The sequence below is a fragment of the Inquilinus ginsengisoli genome (assembly GCF_050434925.1).
Classification (GTDB): Bacteria; Pseudomonadota; Alphaproteobacteria; order DSM-16000; family Inquilinaceae; genus Inquilinus; species Inquilinus ginsengisoli_B.
The window spans coordinates 969,577-981,756 of record NZ_JBNDJK010000001.1 but is presented as its reverse complement, the minus strand read 5'-3'; the positions used below and the strand labels follow the sequence as shown (position 1 = coordinate 981,756).

General features: G+C 69.6%; 12 protein-coding genes. 6 read left to right on the top strand and 6 right to left on the bottom strand.

Going from position 1 to position 12,180, the window contains the following annotated elements; translation table 11 throughout:
- Window positions 1-7 precede the first annotated feature (7 nt).
- From QFZ27_RS04875 to QFZ27_RS04865, 3 genes are all read right to left on the bottom strand, one after another.
- Complete coding sequence (locus tag QFZ27_RS04875) at window positions 8-898, bottom strand: class I SAM-dependent methyltransferase (protein WP_429224965.1); 891 nt, start codon at window positions 896-898, stop codon at window positions 8-10.
- On the bottom strand, window positions 895-1,707 hold the full coding sequence (locus tag QFZ27_RS04870; RefSeq protein ID WP_429224964.1) for an MBL fold metallo-hydrolase: 813 nt from the start codon (window positions 1,705-1,707) through the stop codon (window positions 895-897). The genes QFZ27_RS04875 and QFZ27_RS04870 overlap by 4 nt, the downstream gene beginning before the upstream one ends.
- A 204-nt stretch (window positions 1,708-1,911) precedes the next feature.
- Window positions 1,912-2,640 (bottom strand): winged helix-turn-helix domain-containing protein, encoded by a 729-nt coding sequence (locus tag QFZ27_RS04865; RefSeq protein WP_429224963.1) that lies wholly within the window; start codon window positions 2,638-2,640, stop codon window positions 1,912-1,914.
- A gap of 54 nt (window positions 2,641-2,694) precedes the next feature.
- Here QFZ27_RS04865 and QFZ27_RS04860 point away from each other — a divergent pair, with 54 nt between their 5' ends.
- On the top strand, window positions 2,695-3,195 hold the full coding sequence (locus QFZ27_RS04860; RefSeq protein WP_429224962.1) for a L,D-transpeptidase family protein: 501 nt from the start codon (window positions 2,695-2,697) through the stop codon (window positions 3,193-3,195).
- Here QFZ27_RS04860 and QFZ27_RS04855 read toward each other — a convergent pair.
- A complete protein-coding gene (locus QFZ27_RS04855) occupies window positions 3,182-3,874 on the bottom strand; it encodes a YggS family pyridoxal phosphate-dependent enzyme (protein ID WP_429224961.1) in 693 nt (230 codons plus the stop codon). The genes QFZ27_RS04860 and QFZ27_RS04855 overlap by 14 nt on opposite strands.
- A gap of 447 nt (window positions 3,875-4,321) precedes the next feature.
- Between QFZ27_RS04855 and QFZ27_RS04850 the strand changes: the two genes are divergently transcribed.
- The 5 genes from QFZ27_RS04850 (at window position 4,322) to holA (ending at window position 10,320) form a co-directional block, all read left to right on the top strand.
- Complete coding sequence (locus QFZ27_RS04850) at window positions 4,322-5,497, top strand: porin (protein WP_429224960.1); 1,176 nt, start codon at window positions 4,322-4,324, stop codon at window positions 5,495-5,497.
- A gap of 75 nt (window positions 5,498-5,572) precedes the next feature.
- A complete protein-coding gene (locus QFZ27_RS04845) occupies window positions 5,573-6,109 on the top strand; it encodes a DUF3576 domain-containing protein (RefSeq protein WP_429224959.1) in 537 nt (178 codons plus the stop codon).
- Window positions 6,110-6,216: 107 nt separating this feature from the next.
- Window positions 6,217-8,796 (top strand): leucine--tRNA ligase, encoded by a 2,580-nt coding sequence (gene leuS / locus QFZ27_RS04840; RefSeq protein WP_429224958.1) that lies wholly within the window; start codon window positions 6,217-6,219, stop codon window positions 8,794-8,796.
- Window positions 8,783-9,298 (top strand): LPS assembly lipoprotein LptE, encoded by a 516-nt coding sequence (lptE, locus tag QFZ27_RS04835; RefSeq protein ID WP_429224957.1) that lies wholly within the window; start codon window positions 8,783-8,785, stop codon window positions 9,296-9,298. The genes leuS and lptE overlap by 14 nt, the downstream gene beginning before the upstream one ends.
- Complete coding sequence (holA, locus tag QFZ27_RS04830) at window positions 9,295-10,320, top strand: DNA polymerase III subunit delta (RefSeq protein WP_429224956.1); 1,026 nt, start codon at window positions 9,295-9,297, stop codon at window positions 10,318-10,320. Before lptE ends, holA begins: the two co-directional genes overlap by 4 nt.
- 147 nt (window positions 10,321-10,467) lie before the next feature.
- Here holA and QFZ27_RS04825 read toward each other — a convergent pair whose 3' ends face one another.
- Both QFZ27_RS04825 and QFZ27_RS04820 read right to left on the bottom strand, forming a co-directional pair.
- Window positions 10,468-11,370 carry a ParB/RepB/Spo0J family partition protein gene (locus tag QFZ27_RS04825; protein WP_429224955.1) on the bottom strand — a complete coding sequence of 301 codons (903 nt, stop codon included), beginning with the start codon at window positions 11,368-11,370 and terminating at the stop codon, window positions 10,468-10,470.
- Window positions 11,367-12,173, bottom strand: a complete 807-nt coding sequence (locus QFZ27_RS04820; RefSeq protein ID WP_429232416.1) for a ParA family protein — start codon at window positions 12,171-12,173, stop codon at window positions 11,367-11,369. The genes QFZ27_RS04825 and QFZ27_RS04820 overlap by 4 nt, the downstream gene beginning before the upstream one ends.
- Between the last annotated feature and the right edge of the window lie 7 nt (window positions 12,174-12,180).

The window sequence follows — 12,180 nt, the reverse complement described above, 5'->3', positions numbered from 1 at the left end:
GATGCGCTCAGAGATACGCCAACGGCTGTGAGGCCTTCTCCAGCCACAGGCTGGTCTCGGGCGTGCCGTCGCGCAACGGCAGCTGGCCGATCACGGTGCGGGACACCGCCTCGGCCATGCGCGTCGCCGCGTAGTGGCTGGCGAAGACCGGCTTGAAGCCGGCGCCGGTCAGCAGCGCCGCCACCACCTGCTGCTCGTTGTAGCCGCGCCAGCCCCATTCATCGGGATATGGGTCGGGCAGGCAGATGTCGTGGATGTGCACCAGCACGCCCGGCGCCAGGCAAGGCAGCACCTGGTTGACCAGGAAGTCCACATCCGTGCCGGGCATGGCGATGTGGCTTGAATCGATGAACAGGATGTCGCCTTCGGCCAGGTCGCGATACGGCTCGACCCCGGCCTCCTGCACCGTCTGCTCGAGATGGGTGATGCCGAGCTCGGCAATGCTGGCCCGCGGTGCCGGGTCGATGGCGGTGAACTCCATCGCCAGGTCGCCGTCGACCGCCGCCCGGATCATGAAACGGGTGGAATGGCCGGACCCGACCTCGACGATCCGCGCGGGCTGCCGCGCCCGCACCATGGCATAGGCCGCGGCGGCGTCGAGGCGGGCGAACCAGCCCTGGTTCCAGCGCGGCTGCGGCGGCGGCGAGTCGCGCTCGGTCGCGCCGATCGCCAGCAGCCCGTCGCGATAGCCGTCGATGACGTCGAGCACGGCCTGGAACACCGGCTCGGAGGCGCGAAACAGCGCCTCGTGCCCGGCATAGGGCAGGAGCGTGTCCGGCACCTCGTCGGCATAGCTGCAGGGGATGAAGAAGCCCTTCGGCTGGCGGCCGAACAGCGTGGCGAGGCCGAGGCGCCAGCGTCGCAGGCGGCGGCCGAAATCAGGAGGTACGGTACTCAAGGGTGCAACGTCATGCCTTCATGCGCGACCAGCGTCCCGGGACGCCGGCGGTCCGCGGCATCCGCGATCCGGTCCAGGAACGCGTCATCGTGATTGGGATCGTGGTGGAACAGCACGACCCGGCCGACATCAGCCGCATCCGCGAGCTTGAGTGCCTCCTGCCAGGTCGAATGGCCCCAGCCGACAAATCTCGGATACTCCTCATCCGTGAACATGGCGTCATACACCATGATGTCGGCGCCGCGAACGAAATCGGCGATGACCTGGTCCACCCCCTCCGGCCGATGCTCGGTGTCGGTGATGATGCAGATGCTCTTGCCCCCGACATCGATGCGGTAGCCGCAGGCGAGGTTCGGGTGGTTGAGCCAGCAGGTGCTGAGCTTGATGCCCGGGAAGGGCTCCATCGGGGTGCCACAGTCGAAATCGTGATACTCGCAGTCCTGGAAAACGCCGATCGGCACCGGGAACAGCGGCGCCATCATCGTCTCGCACAACACCGAATAGATCGATTTGTTCTGCGGTTTCAGGTGGCCGGCCCAAAAACGCACCTTGCGGCCCTTGGCATAGGCCGGCTTGAAGAACGGCACGCCGCAGACATGGTCCCAATGGGTGTGGGTGAAGAAGACGTCGACATCCGGCCGCCCCTCCTCCATCAGCCGGTGGCCGAGATCGCGCAGACCGGTGCCGCCGTCGATGACCAGGAGGTCGTCGCCGCGCCGGATCTCGATGCAGCTGGTGTTGCCGCCATAGCGCATGTTGCAGGAGGCCGGGCAGGCGATGCTGCCGCGAACACCCCAGAACCGGAGCATGAGGTCGCTCGTTTTCGCCATCGGCGCGTCAGTCTGACTCTCGGCGCGCGGGAAACCATCCGTCACGTCCGAGGACGCCGGCGGAGGGAACATTCGCGCACCGAGTCGCACGAGTCGAGAAAAAAGGTCTTTTCGACATATTGATGGTGAAACACGGCCGGGACCCCGTGTCTGTGTCGCCCGTCACAGGATGCATCACCGGACTCACCGCCCTTTCTCCTCGCCCGGCGTCTGCCCGCCCAGGGCATAGCCCCCGGGGACGGTCAGCAGCAGCACCGGCCGCGCCGGGTCGGCCTCGATCTTGCGCCGCAGACGATAGATATGGGTCTCCACCGTATGTGTGGCGACTCCGGACGCATATCCCCAGACGGCGTCGAGCAGGGCGTCCCGCGGCACGATGGCGCCGTCCTGCCGGCGCAGATGGCGCAGGATCGCCGCCTCCTTGGCGGTCAGCCGGATCTCCCGCCCGTCGGCCGTGTGGGTCAGGCGCAGGCCGGTGGGGTCGAAGCGGTAGGGGCCGAGATCGGGGTCCGGCCGGGCCTGGCCGCGCCGGGCCAGGGCGGCGCGCAGGCTGTTCAGCAGCACGCCGATCCGGATCGGCGGGCGCAGCGTCGCATCGGCATCAGCGAAGCGCTCGGCCCGGTCGCCGATCGCCAGGATCGGCCCGGCAAGGCCGGAATCGCGCAGCCGGCCGCACAGCGTCTCGGGCGCCGGACCGCCCGCCTCATCATCGACGATCGCGTCGTCGATGACCGCAGCGGCGAAATCGCCGCCGGCGACCGCCGCCTCGGCCGCCGCCGCCTCCGCCACCGCCGTGGCTGCGAAATCGGCCGACGCCGCGAACTGCTCGCCCAGCAGCGCGCGCAGCGAACTGTTGCCGCAGGCGAGAAGAAGCCGCTTCCTGGTGTCGGGCGTATCGGATGCGATGGCCATGGGTGGGCAATCTAGCACGGTCGGCGGCGATGGCGACCGAGAGGAGGCGAAGCGGTGGAGGTGGTGGTCTCGGCGGCGGGATGGATCGACTGGGGCGCCGGCCGCAGGGCCTGCGCCCTGGGCAAGGGCGGCGTGCGGCCGGACAAGCGCGAAGGCGACGGGGCGACGCCGACCGGGCGGTTCCCGCTGCGCCGGGTGCTGTACCGGCCGGACCGCGGCCCCGCCCCCACGACCGCCCTGCCCTGCGCCGCGATCGCGCCCGAGGACGGCTGGTGCGACGAACCCGCCGACCCGGCCTACAACCGCCCGGTCCGCCTGCCCCATCCCGCCCGGCACGAGCGGATGTGGCGCGACGACGCGCTCTACGACCTGGTGATCGTGATCGGCCACAATGACGACCCGCCGGTCGCCGGCCTGGGCAGCGCCGTGTTCGTCCATCTGGCCCGGCCCGACTGGGGCCCGACCGATGGCTGCGTCGCCCTCGCCCGGGCCGACCTGCTCGAGCTGCTGGCAGCGGCTGCGCCCGGCGACACGCTGGTGCTCAGGCAACCCTAGGCTGGGGCAGGACCCGGGTGCCGAACAGGGCGGTGCCGACCCGAACATGGGTGGCGCCATAGCGCACCGCGGTCTCGAAATCGTCGCTCATCCCCATGCTCAGCACCGGCAGGCCGAGCCGCGCGGCCAGGTCGGCCAGCAGCGCGAAGTGCAGCGCCGGCGGCTCCTCCACCGGCGGGATGCACATCAGGCCACGGACCGTCAGGCCGCATTCCCCGGTGCACAGCCGGTAGAGGCCCTCGGTCTCGCGCGGCAGCACGCCGGCCTTCTGCGGCTCCTCGCCGGTGTTGACCTGGATCAGGCAGTCGAGCGTGCGGCCGGTCGCCGCCATCGCCTCGGCCAGGCCGCGCGCCAGCTTCGGGCGGTCGACCGTCTCGATCACGTCGAACAGCCGCACCGCATCCTTGGCCTTGTTGGTCTGCAGCGGCCCGACCAGCCGCAGCTGCAGATCCGGCCGAGCCGCGCGGCGCTCGGCCCAGCGGGCATGCGCCTCCTGCACCCGGTTCTCGCCGAACACAAGCTGGCCGGCGGCGAGCGCGGCCTCGATGCGGTCCTCCGGCTGGACCTTGGAGACGGCGACGAGGGTGACCGCGGCGGGATCGCGGCCGGCGGCCCGGGCGGCGGCCGCGATCCGCGATCGGAGCGATGCGATCGAATCTGCGAGTGGGTTGGTCGTCATGCCGCCAGAATCCGGCACAATGATGGGAGATTGCAACGCCCGCGGCACGGGCGGACGGCAAGGTCCGCAGGTGTGATGGCCGTCATAGTGCGACAATCCGGCACGCCGATGCGCAATTGCAACGCCACGAGCCGGAGCGCGGCTTGGCGCCGCAGGGGCTTAACAGGCGCAGGGTGTCGCGCCGCGGTGCCGGACAATCCCCAATGTACCTGGGTTCTAGCGAATCGCTCACCGCCGCTTCGTTTCCCGCGGGACTGTTCCGGCGGCATGTTGCAATGGAACCACACGTCCCAGCTTTTGTGACTTCTGTGCAACTTGCGGATTGTCGGGCGGCATGGCTGCCCCGTATAACCTGCAGATCGACGCCATTCGCACCCTGGCTGTGGTGTCGTCTTCGAGGGGACATCTAAGGGACATCCGGCCGCTCGGCCGCGTTAGGAGGTAGGAATGAAGAAGATTCTGCTGGGTGGGACGGCGCTGGCCGCTGCCGCTCTGGTGGCGATGCCGGCGTTCGCGGAAGATGTTCCGGTGACGTCCGGTCTGAGCCTGAAGATCAGCGGTTTCGTCGCCTGGGAAGCGGGCCTGATCATCGGCTCCACCGACGACCAGCGTGACCGCGAATACGACTTCAACTCGAACGGCCGTCTGCAGTTCGATTTCAAGAACGTCACCGACAGCGGGCTGGAATACGGCGCCCGCATCCGTATGAACAACGTCAACCGGCGCCAGGACGTCACGGTCGACCGCCAATATATCTATTTGAAGGGTGAGTTCGGTACCGTCACCCTCGGCGACTCGCCGCAGGTGGCCGGCGACTTCGGCTACTTCTTCGCGCCCGACGACATCCTGAACGCGCAGGGCGGCTACGGCGACGGCCTGGACGGCAACTACCGCTACGGCGGCGGCAACTTCTTCTCGCTCGACCCGACCTACCAGTCGGGCCTGGATAAGAGCACCAGCATCAAGTACTCGTCGCCGAGCATCGGCGGCTTCATCTTCGCCGTCGGCTTCACCCCGGTGATCTCCGACGACAAGAACCTCAGCAACGGCACCCAGGGCCGCGCCGACCTGTTCGACGGCGGCCAGATCTACGAGAACGCCATCAGCGGCGGCGTCGGCTACGAGGGCGAGTTCGACGGCACCAGCGTCAAGGTCCGCGGCACGGCCAGCTATGCCAACGGCATCGACCAGCATTGGGATCTTGAGACCTACAGTGCCGGCGCTCAGGTCGGCTTCGGCGGCATCGTCGCCAGCCTCGTCTGGGTCGGCACGCCAAGCGGCTTCGGCGCGGGTGCGACCGACAAGAACTTCGACACCATCGGGCTTGGCCTCGGCTACAGCCTGGGTGCGCTGAACTTCGGTCTCGGCTATGCCTATACCTGGGCCGACAAGAACAACAACATGACCCAGGATGCGGCCGGCGATGCCTTCGACCTGAAGGACAACCACATTGCCACCGCGACCGTGAACTACACCCTGGCGCCGGGCCTGAACACCTATGCCGAGGTGATCTACGAGATCCAGAACTTCCGCAAGCAGAATCTCGGCGGGGGCAACTTCATCAACGACGACAAGTCGTGGGAACAGGCGACGTTCCTGACCGGCGTCTCGGTCGCGTTCTGATCGAACCGATAAAAAGCTAGCCTTCGAGAAGGGAGCGGCTATCATGCCGCTCCCTTTTTCTATCTGGCCCCGCCCATGCCGCCGAGAGTCCTGATCGCCCTGGCGACGGTTGCCCTGTCGCTCGCCGCCTGCTCCTCCGACGATGGGGTCAAGGTCGGACCGACCCCGGAGCTGGGCCCGTCCCGCGAGCGGACCCCGACCCAGAGCGTCTTCGGCGAGGGCGGCCTGAGCTTCGGCGGCGGCGCCGACCAGAACAAGGATCTCGGCGAGGGCGCGGTGCTCGGCGTCAACGCCTATCTATGGCGCGCCAGCCTCGACACCGTGTCCTTCATGCCGATCACCAGCGCCGACCCGTTCGGCGGCACCATCGTCACCGACTGGTACACGGCGCCGAACGCACCCGGTGAGCGCTACAAGCTGAACGTCTACATCCTGGGCCGAGAGCTCCGCTCCGACGGCGTCCGGGTCAGCGTGTTCCGCCAGGTCCAGGGCCGGGGCGGCTGGGCGGATTCGCCGGCGCCGACGACCATGGCCAGCGCGCTCGAGGACACCATCCTGACCAAGGCGCGGCAGCTGCGCATCACCGGCCTGCAGACCGAGACGGCGCAGTAGGCCGCTTCCGACCGGCGGCGGGCAGATTCATTTGGCGGGGCGCCGCGGGATTGATCCCCGGCGCCCTTTCCCTGTAAATGCCTGGGTTCGCAGGCACAGAGACCGAAATGTCCCGCTACAACCACCGAGAGACCGAAGCGCAGTGGCAGGCCGTGTGGCGGGAGCGCGGCACCTTCCGGCTCGAGACGCTCGGCGACCGGCCGAAATACTATGTGCTGGAGATGTTCCCCTACCCGTCGGGGCGCATCCATATGGGCCATGTCCGCAACTACACGCTGGGCGACGTGGTGGCGCGGCACCGCCGGGCGCTGGGCTTCGACGTGCTGCACCCGATGGGCTGGGACGCCTTCGGCCTGCCGGCGGAGAACGCGGCGATCGAGCGCGGCGCCCATCCGGCCGCCTGGACCTATGAGAACATCGCGGCGATGCGCGGCCAGCTGCAGTCGATGGGGCTGTCGCTGGACTGGGACCGCGAGATCGCGACCTGCCATCCGGACTACTACCGCCACGAACAGAAGATGTTCCTCGACTTCCTGGCGGCGGGCCTGGCCTATCGCAAGGACTCCTGGGTCAACTGGGACCCGGTCGAGAACACCGTCCTGGCCAATGAGCAGGTGATCGACGGCCGCGGCTGGCGCTCCGGCGCCCCGGTCGAGCGGCGCCGCCTGAACCAGTGGTTCCTGCGCATCACCGAATTCGCCGACGACCTGCTGGCGGCGCTGCCGACGCTGGAGCGCTGGCCCGAGCGCGTGCGGCTGATGCAGGAGAACTGGATCGGCCGGTCGGTCGGCGCCCGGGTGACCTTCCCGCTGCAGGGCAGGGACGACGGGCTGGAGATCTTCACCACCCGGCCGGACACGCTGTTCGGCGCCAGCTTCTGCGCCGTGTCGCCCGACCACCCGCTGGCCGAGGAGATCGGCCGCGCCAGCCCGGCGGTGGCCGAGTTCGTCGCCGAATGCCGCCGCAGCGGCACCAGCGAGGCGGCGATCGAGACGCAGGAGAAGCGCGGCATCGACACCGGGCTGCGCGCGGTCCACCCGCTGGACCCGAACCTCACGGTCCCGGTCTATGTCGCCAATTTCGTGCTGATGGAATACGGCACCGGCGCCATCTTCGGCTGCCCGGCGCATGACCAGCGCGACTTCGACTTCGCCCGCGCCTATGGCCTGCCGATCATCCCGGTGCTGTGGCCGGCCGGCGCGGACCGGCCCGACGGCGCGACCATGGCCGAGGCGATGGTCGCCGCCGATGGCGCCTTCGCCTACGAGCTGGGCCCGCTGACGCCCGATCGCCCGGTGTCGGTGGACGAGGCCAAGGACATCGCCATCGCCGCCCTGCAGCAGCGCAAGGCGGGCGAGGGGACGGTGCGCTATCGGCTGCGCGACTGGGGCGTGTCGCGCCAGCGCTACTGGGGCTGCCCGATCCCGATCATCCATTGCGAGCATTGCGGCATCGTGCCGGTGCCGGAGGACCAGCTGCCGGTGACCCTGCCGGAGGACGTGACCTTCGACCAGCCGGGCAACCCGCTGGACCGGCACCCGACCTGGAAGCACGTCGCCTGCCCGAGCTGCGGCGGCGAGGCCCGGCGTGAGACCGACACCTTCGACACCTTCTTCGAATCCTCCTGGTACTTCGCACGCTTCTGCTCGCCACGGGCCGAGGGCGCCTTCGACCGGGCCGCGGTCGACCGCTGGCTGCCCGTGGACCAGTATGTCGGCGGCATCGAGCATGCGGTGCTGCACCTGCTGTATTCGCGCTTCTTCGTGCGGGCGCTGAAGCGCTGCGGCTATCTGGGCATCGACGAGCCCTTCGCCGGGCTGTTCACCCAGGGCATGGTCACGCACCAGACCTATCGCGACGCCCACGGCGCCTGGCTGTACCCGACCGAGGTCAGCCGCGACGACCAGGGCGTATGGACGACACTGGCCGCCGGCGCGCCGGTCACCGCCGGCCGCATCGAGAAGATGTCGAAGTCCAAGCGCAACACGGTCGATCCGCAGGTGATCATCGACACCTACGGCGCTGATGCGGCGCGGCTGTTCATCCTGTCGGACAGCCCGCCGGAGCGCGACATGGAGTGGACCGAGGCCGGCATCGAGGGCGCCTGGCGCTATCTGCAGCAGCTGTGGCGGCTGGTCACCGAGGCCCCGGTGGCGCTGCCCGCGGCCGGGTCGCCGCCGCCGAACGGCTTCAGCCCGGCGGCCGAAGGGCTGCGCAGGGCGCTGCACAAGACCATTGCCGGCGTCGGCGACGATCTGGAGCGGTTCCACTTCAACAAGGCCGTGGCCCGCATCCGCGAGCTGACCAACCTGGTCGCGAAGATCGACGGGTCGGGGCAGGGCGAGGCCTGGGCCCTGCGCGAGGTCTTCGACGGCGTGGTCCGGCTGATCGGCCCGATGGTGCCGCATGTCGGCGAGGCGCTGTGGCAGCATCTGGGCCATGACGGGCTCCTGGCCGACGCGCCCTGGCCGAAGGCCGACCCGGCGCTGCTGGTCGACGACACCGCCAAGGTCGCGGTCCAGGTCAACGGCAAGCTGCGCGCCACCATCGTGCTGCCGCGCGACGTGGACGAGGCGACGGCGCGCGAGGCCGCGCTGGCCGACGCCAATGTTGCCCGGGCCCTGGAGGGCCGCACCGTTCGCAAGGTCATCGTCGTCCCGAACAGGATCGTCAATGTCGTCGGCTAAGTCCTGGGCTCAACGCGCAGCGCCGCTGCTCCTGGTCCTCGCGCTCGGGGCCTGCGGGCTCAGGCCGCTCTACGGCACCAACTCGGTCGGCGCGGCGATGTCCGACCGGTTGGGGCAGGTCAATGTCGGCATCATCGGCGAGCGGTCAGGCCAGATCCTGCGGACCGAGCTGATCCGCATGCTCAACCCGCAGGGGCGGCCGGCCCAGCCGGCCTATGATCTCGGCGTGTCTCTCGCCGAATCGCAGCAGGACGTGAACCTGATCAGCGATCTGACCACCACCCGCAAGAACCTGACCATGACGGCCAGCTTCGTGCTGACCGACCGCAAGACCGGCCAGCCGGTCTTCTCCGATTCGGTCAGCGAGATCACCAGCTTCAACATCCTGGCCGACCAGTACACGACCCTGGTCGGCGAGCGCGATGCCCGCGAGCGGGCGCTGCGTTCGGTCGGCGAGGACATCCGCACCCGCCTCGCGCTCTATTTCGACCGGCATCCGTGAAGCTGCCGCCGAACCGGATCGACAGCTTCGTCCGGCGGCCCGACCCCGGCATCCGCGCGGTGTTGCTGTACGGCCCGGATGCCGGCGCCGTTCGCGACCATGCCGACACGCTGGCCCGCGGCGTGATCGACCCGCCGACCGACCCGTTCCGCGTCGCCGAGCTGGCCTCGGCCGAGATCGGCCGCGACCCGGCGCGGCTGGTCGACGAGGTTTTCGCCCTGTCGCTGATCGGCGGCCGCCGCCTGGTGCGGGTGCGTGACGCGTCCGATGCCGTCGCGCCGGCGCTGGAAGCCGTGCTGAAGGGCGGCGAGACCGACACGCTGGTGGTGCTGGAGGCGGACGAGCTGACGCCGCGCTCGGCCCTGCGCAAGCTGGCGGAGGGGGCGGACGGCGCCGCCGCGATCGCCTGCTACATGCCCGACGAGGAGGCGATCGGCCGCTTCATCCACCGCCTGCTGGCCGAGGCCAAGGTCTCGGCCGATGGCGAGGCCGAGCAGCTGCTGGCCGCGTCGTTGGTCGGCGACCGTCAGATCGCCCGTCGCGAGGTCGAGAAGCTGATCGCCTATGTCGGAGAGGGTGGCCGCGTCGATCTCGACGCGGTGCGTGCCTGCATCGGCGACGCCACCGAGCGGTCGCTGGACGACCTGGCCATGGCGGTGGCGGATGGCGACCTGCCGACCCTCGACCGCGCCCTCAACCGGCTGCTGTCCGAGGGCGGCGAGGCGATCGGCATCCTGCGCGCGGTGCAGCGCCACTTCCTGCGGCTGCACCAGCTGGCGGTGATGATCGACAGCGGCGACGCGCCGGACGCGGCCATGGCGGCGTTGCGGCCGCCGGTGTTCTTCAAGGCCAAGGCAGCGATCCGCGGCCAGGCCCGGCGCTGGAATCAGGGCCAGATCGGCGAGGCGCTGCGCCGCCTGATCGAGGCCGAGGCCGAATGCAAGCGCACCGGCCGTCCGCCGGAAACCGTCTGCGCCGCCACGCTGCTGCGCATCGCCCGGGCCGTGGCGCGGAAAAACTGATATATTTCAAAGGGTTGAGTATAGACGCCAACCCCCTTTCTGTCATTGCCGGGCTTGACCCGGCAATCCAGAGGGTCTCGACAGCCTCTGGATGCCCGGGTCAAGCCCGGGCATGACAATCCGGAGGGAAGGGATCCGTGAACCGCCTTACCCCTTCGTCCCGCGCAGCCGCATCAGCAGAGCGCCGAACTGGTCGAGGTTGCTGTACTGGATGTGGATCGTGCCGCTGGTGTTGTCGCGGGTGTCGATCTTCACCTTGAAGCCCAGCCGGGTCTCGATGTCCTGCTCCACCGCCACGATGTTCGGGTCTCGCGCGGCCGGGCGGGACGGGGCAGGGGGCTGCTCGCGGGCGTCGCGGGCCAGCTGCTCGGTCTGGCGGACGTTCAGCCCCTTGGCGATCACCGTTCGCGCGGCCGCCTCCGGGTCCGGGCAGCCCAGCAGCGCCCGGGCGTGGCCGGCCGTCAGCAGGCCCTCCTGGAGCTGCGCCAGCACCGTGTCCGGCAGGTCGAGCAGGCGCAGCGTGTTGGCGATGTGGCTGCGGCTCTTGCCCACCGCCTGAGCCACATCCTCCTGGGTCAGGCTGAATTCGGCGAGCAGCCGCTGATAGCCCTCGGCCTCCTCCAGCGCCGTCAGGTCCTGGCGCTGGACGTTCTCGATGATCGCGATCTGCAGCGCTTCACGGTCCGACATCGGCCGGACCACCACGGGCACCTCGTGCAGCTTGGCCTTCTGCGCCGCGCGCCAGCGGCGCTCGCCGGCGATGATGTGGTAGCGGTCGGCCTTGCCTTCGACCGGCCGTACCAGGAGGGGCTGCAGGACGCCCTGGGTGCGGATCGATTCGACCAGCCGGTCCATTTCCGCCTCGTCGAACTTCCGTCGGGGCTGGAACGGGCCGGGGCTCAGGAACTCGACCGGCAGGCTGCGCGGCGCCCGCGGCTCTCCACCTGCGCTGGCGGCAGCGATGTCGGCCTCCTCGGCCTCGCCGAACAGGGCATCGAGGCCCCGGCCCAGGCTGGGGCGGCGGCGATGGCTGCTCTCGGCCGCGCTCATGCCGCGCTCCTCTGCTCTTCGCGTTTCAGCATCTCGGAGGCGAGATGGACATAGGCCTGGGCGCCGGAGGAGGCGAGGTCGTAGACCAGGACCGGCTTGCCATGCGACGGCGCCTCGGAGACGCGGACGTTCCGCGGGATCACCGTCTCGTACACCTTGGCTCCGAGATGCTGGCGCACGTCGCGCGCCACCATGTCGGAAAGGTTGTTCCGCCGGTCATACATGGTCAGCACGATTCCCTGCATCTCGAGCGCCGGGTTGAAGGCCTTGCGGACGCGCTCGATCGTCCGCATCAGGTGGCTGAGCCCCTCCAGCGCGTAGAACTCGCATTGCAGCGGCACCAGCACGGCATCGGCCGCGGTCAGCGCGTTGAGGGTGAGGAGGCCGAGCGAGGGCGGGCAGTCGATCAGCACATAGTCGTAGCCGTCGGCATGGGGCCTGAGCGCACTGCGCAGCCGGTATTCGCGCCGCACCGCCTCGACCAGCTGGACCTCGGCGCCGGCGAGGTCGACCGAGGCCGGGATCAGGTCGAGGCCCGGCACCTCGGTCGACACCGCCGAATCGGCTACATTGGTGGTGCCGAACAGCAGGTCGTAGGAACCGACGCCGCGCTTGGCCCGTGGCAGGCCCAGGCCGGTGGAGGCATTGCCCTGCGGATCGAGGTCGATCACCAACACCCGCTTGCGCACGGCGGCCAGCGCGGTGGCCAGGTTGATCGCCGTGGTGGTCTTGCCGACGCCGCCCTTCTGGTTGGCGACGGCGATGGTGCGGGTGAGCCGGGGCGTGTCGGCCGCCAGGCTCATGGTGGTC

Coding starts and splice junctions, on each gene's coding strand:
- lptE (WP_429224957.1), top strand. CDS start 8,783: ATGTCGTCGGCTAAGTCCTGGGCTCAACGCGCAGCGCCGCTGCTCCTG.
- QFZ27_RS04825 (WP_429224955.1), bottom strand. CDS start 11,370: ATGAGCGCGGCCGAGAGCAGCCATCGCCGCCGCCCCAGCCTGGGCCGG.
- QFZ27_RS04865 (WP_429224963.1), bottom strand. CDS start 2,640: ATGGCCATCGCATCCGATACGCCCGACACCAGGAAGCGGCTTCTTCTC.
- QFZ27_RS04820 (WP_429232416.1), bottom strand. CDS start 12,173: ATGAGCCTGGCGGCCGACACGCCCCGGCTCACCCGCACCATCGCCGTC.
- QFZ27_RS04855 (WP_429224961.1), bottom strand. CDS start 3,874: ATGACGACCAACCCACTCGCAGATTCGATCGCATCGCTCCGATCGCGG.
- QFZ27_RS04850 (WP_429224960.1), top strand. CDS start 4,322: ATGAAGAAGATTCTGCTGGGTGGGACGGCGCTGGCCGCTGCCGCTCTG.
- QFZ27_RS04845 (WP_429224959.1), top strand. CDS start 5,573: ATGCCGCCGAGAGTCCTGATCGCCCTGGCGACGGTTGCCCTGTCGCTC.
- QFZ27_RS04870 (WP_429224964.1), bottom strand. CDS start 1,707: ATGCTCCGGTTCTGGGGTGTTCGCGGCAGCATCGCCTGCCCGGCCTCC.
- leuS (WP_429224958.1), top strand. CDS start 6,217: ATGTCCCGCTACAACCACCGAGAGACCGAAGCGCAGTGGCAGGCCGTG.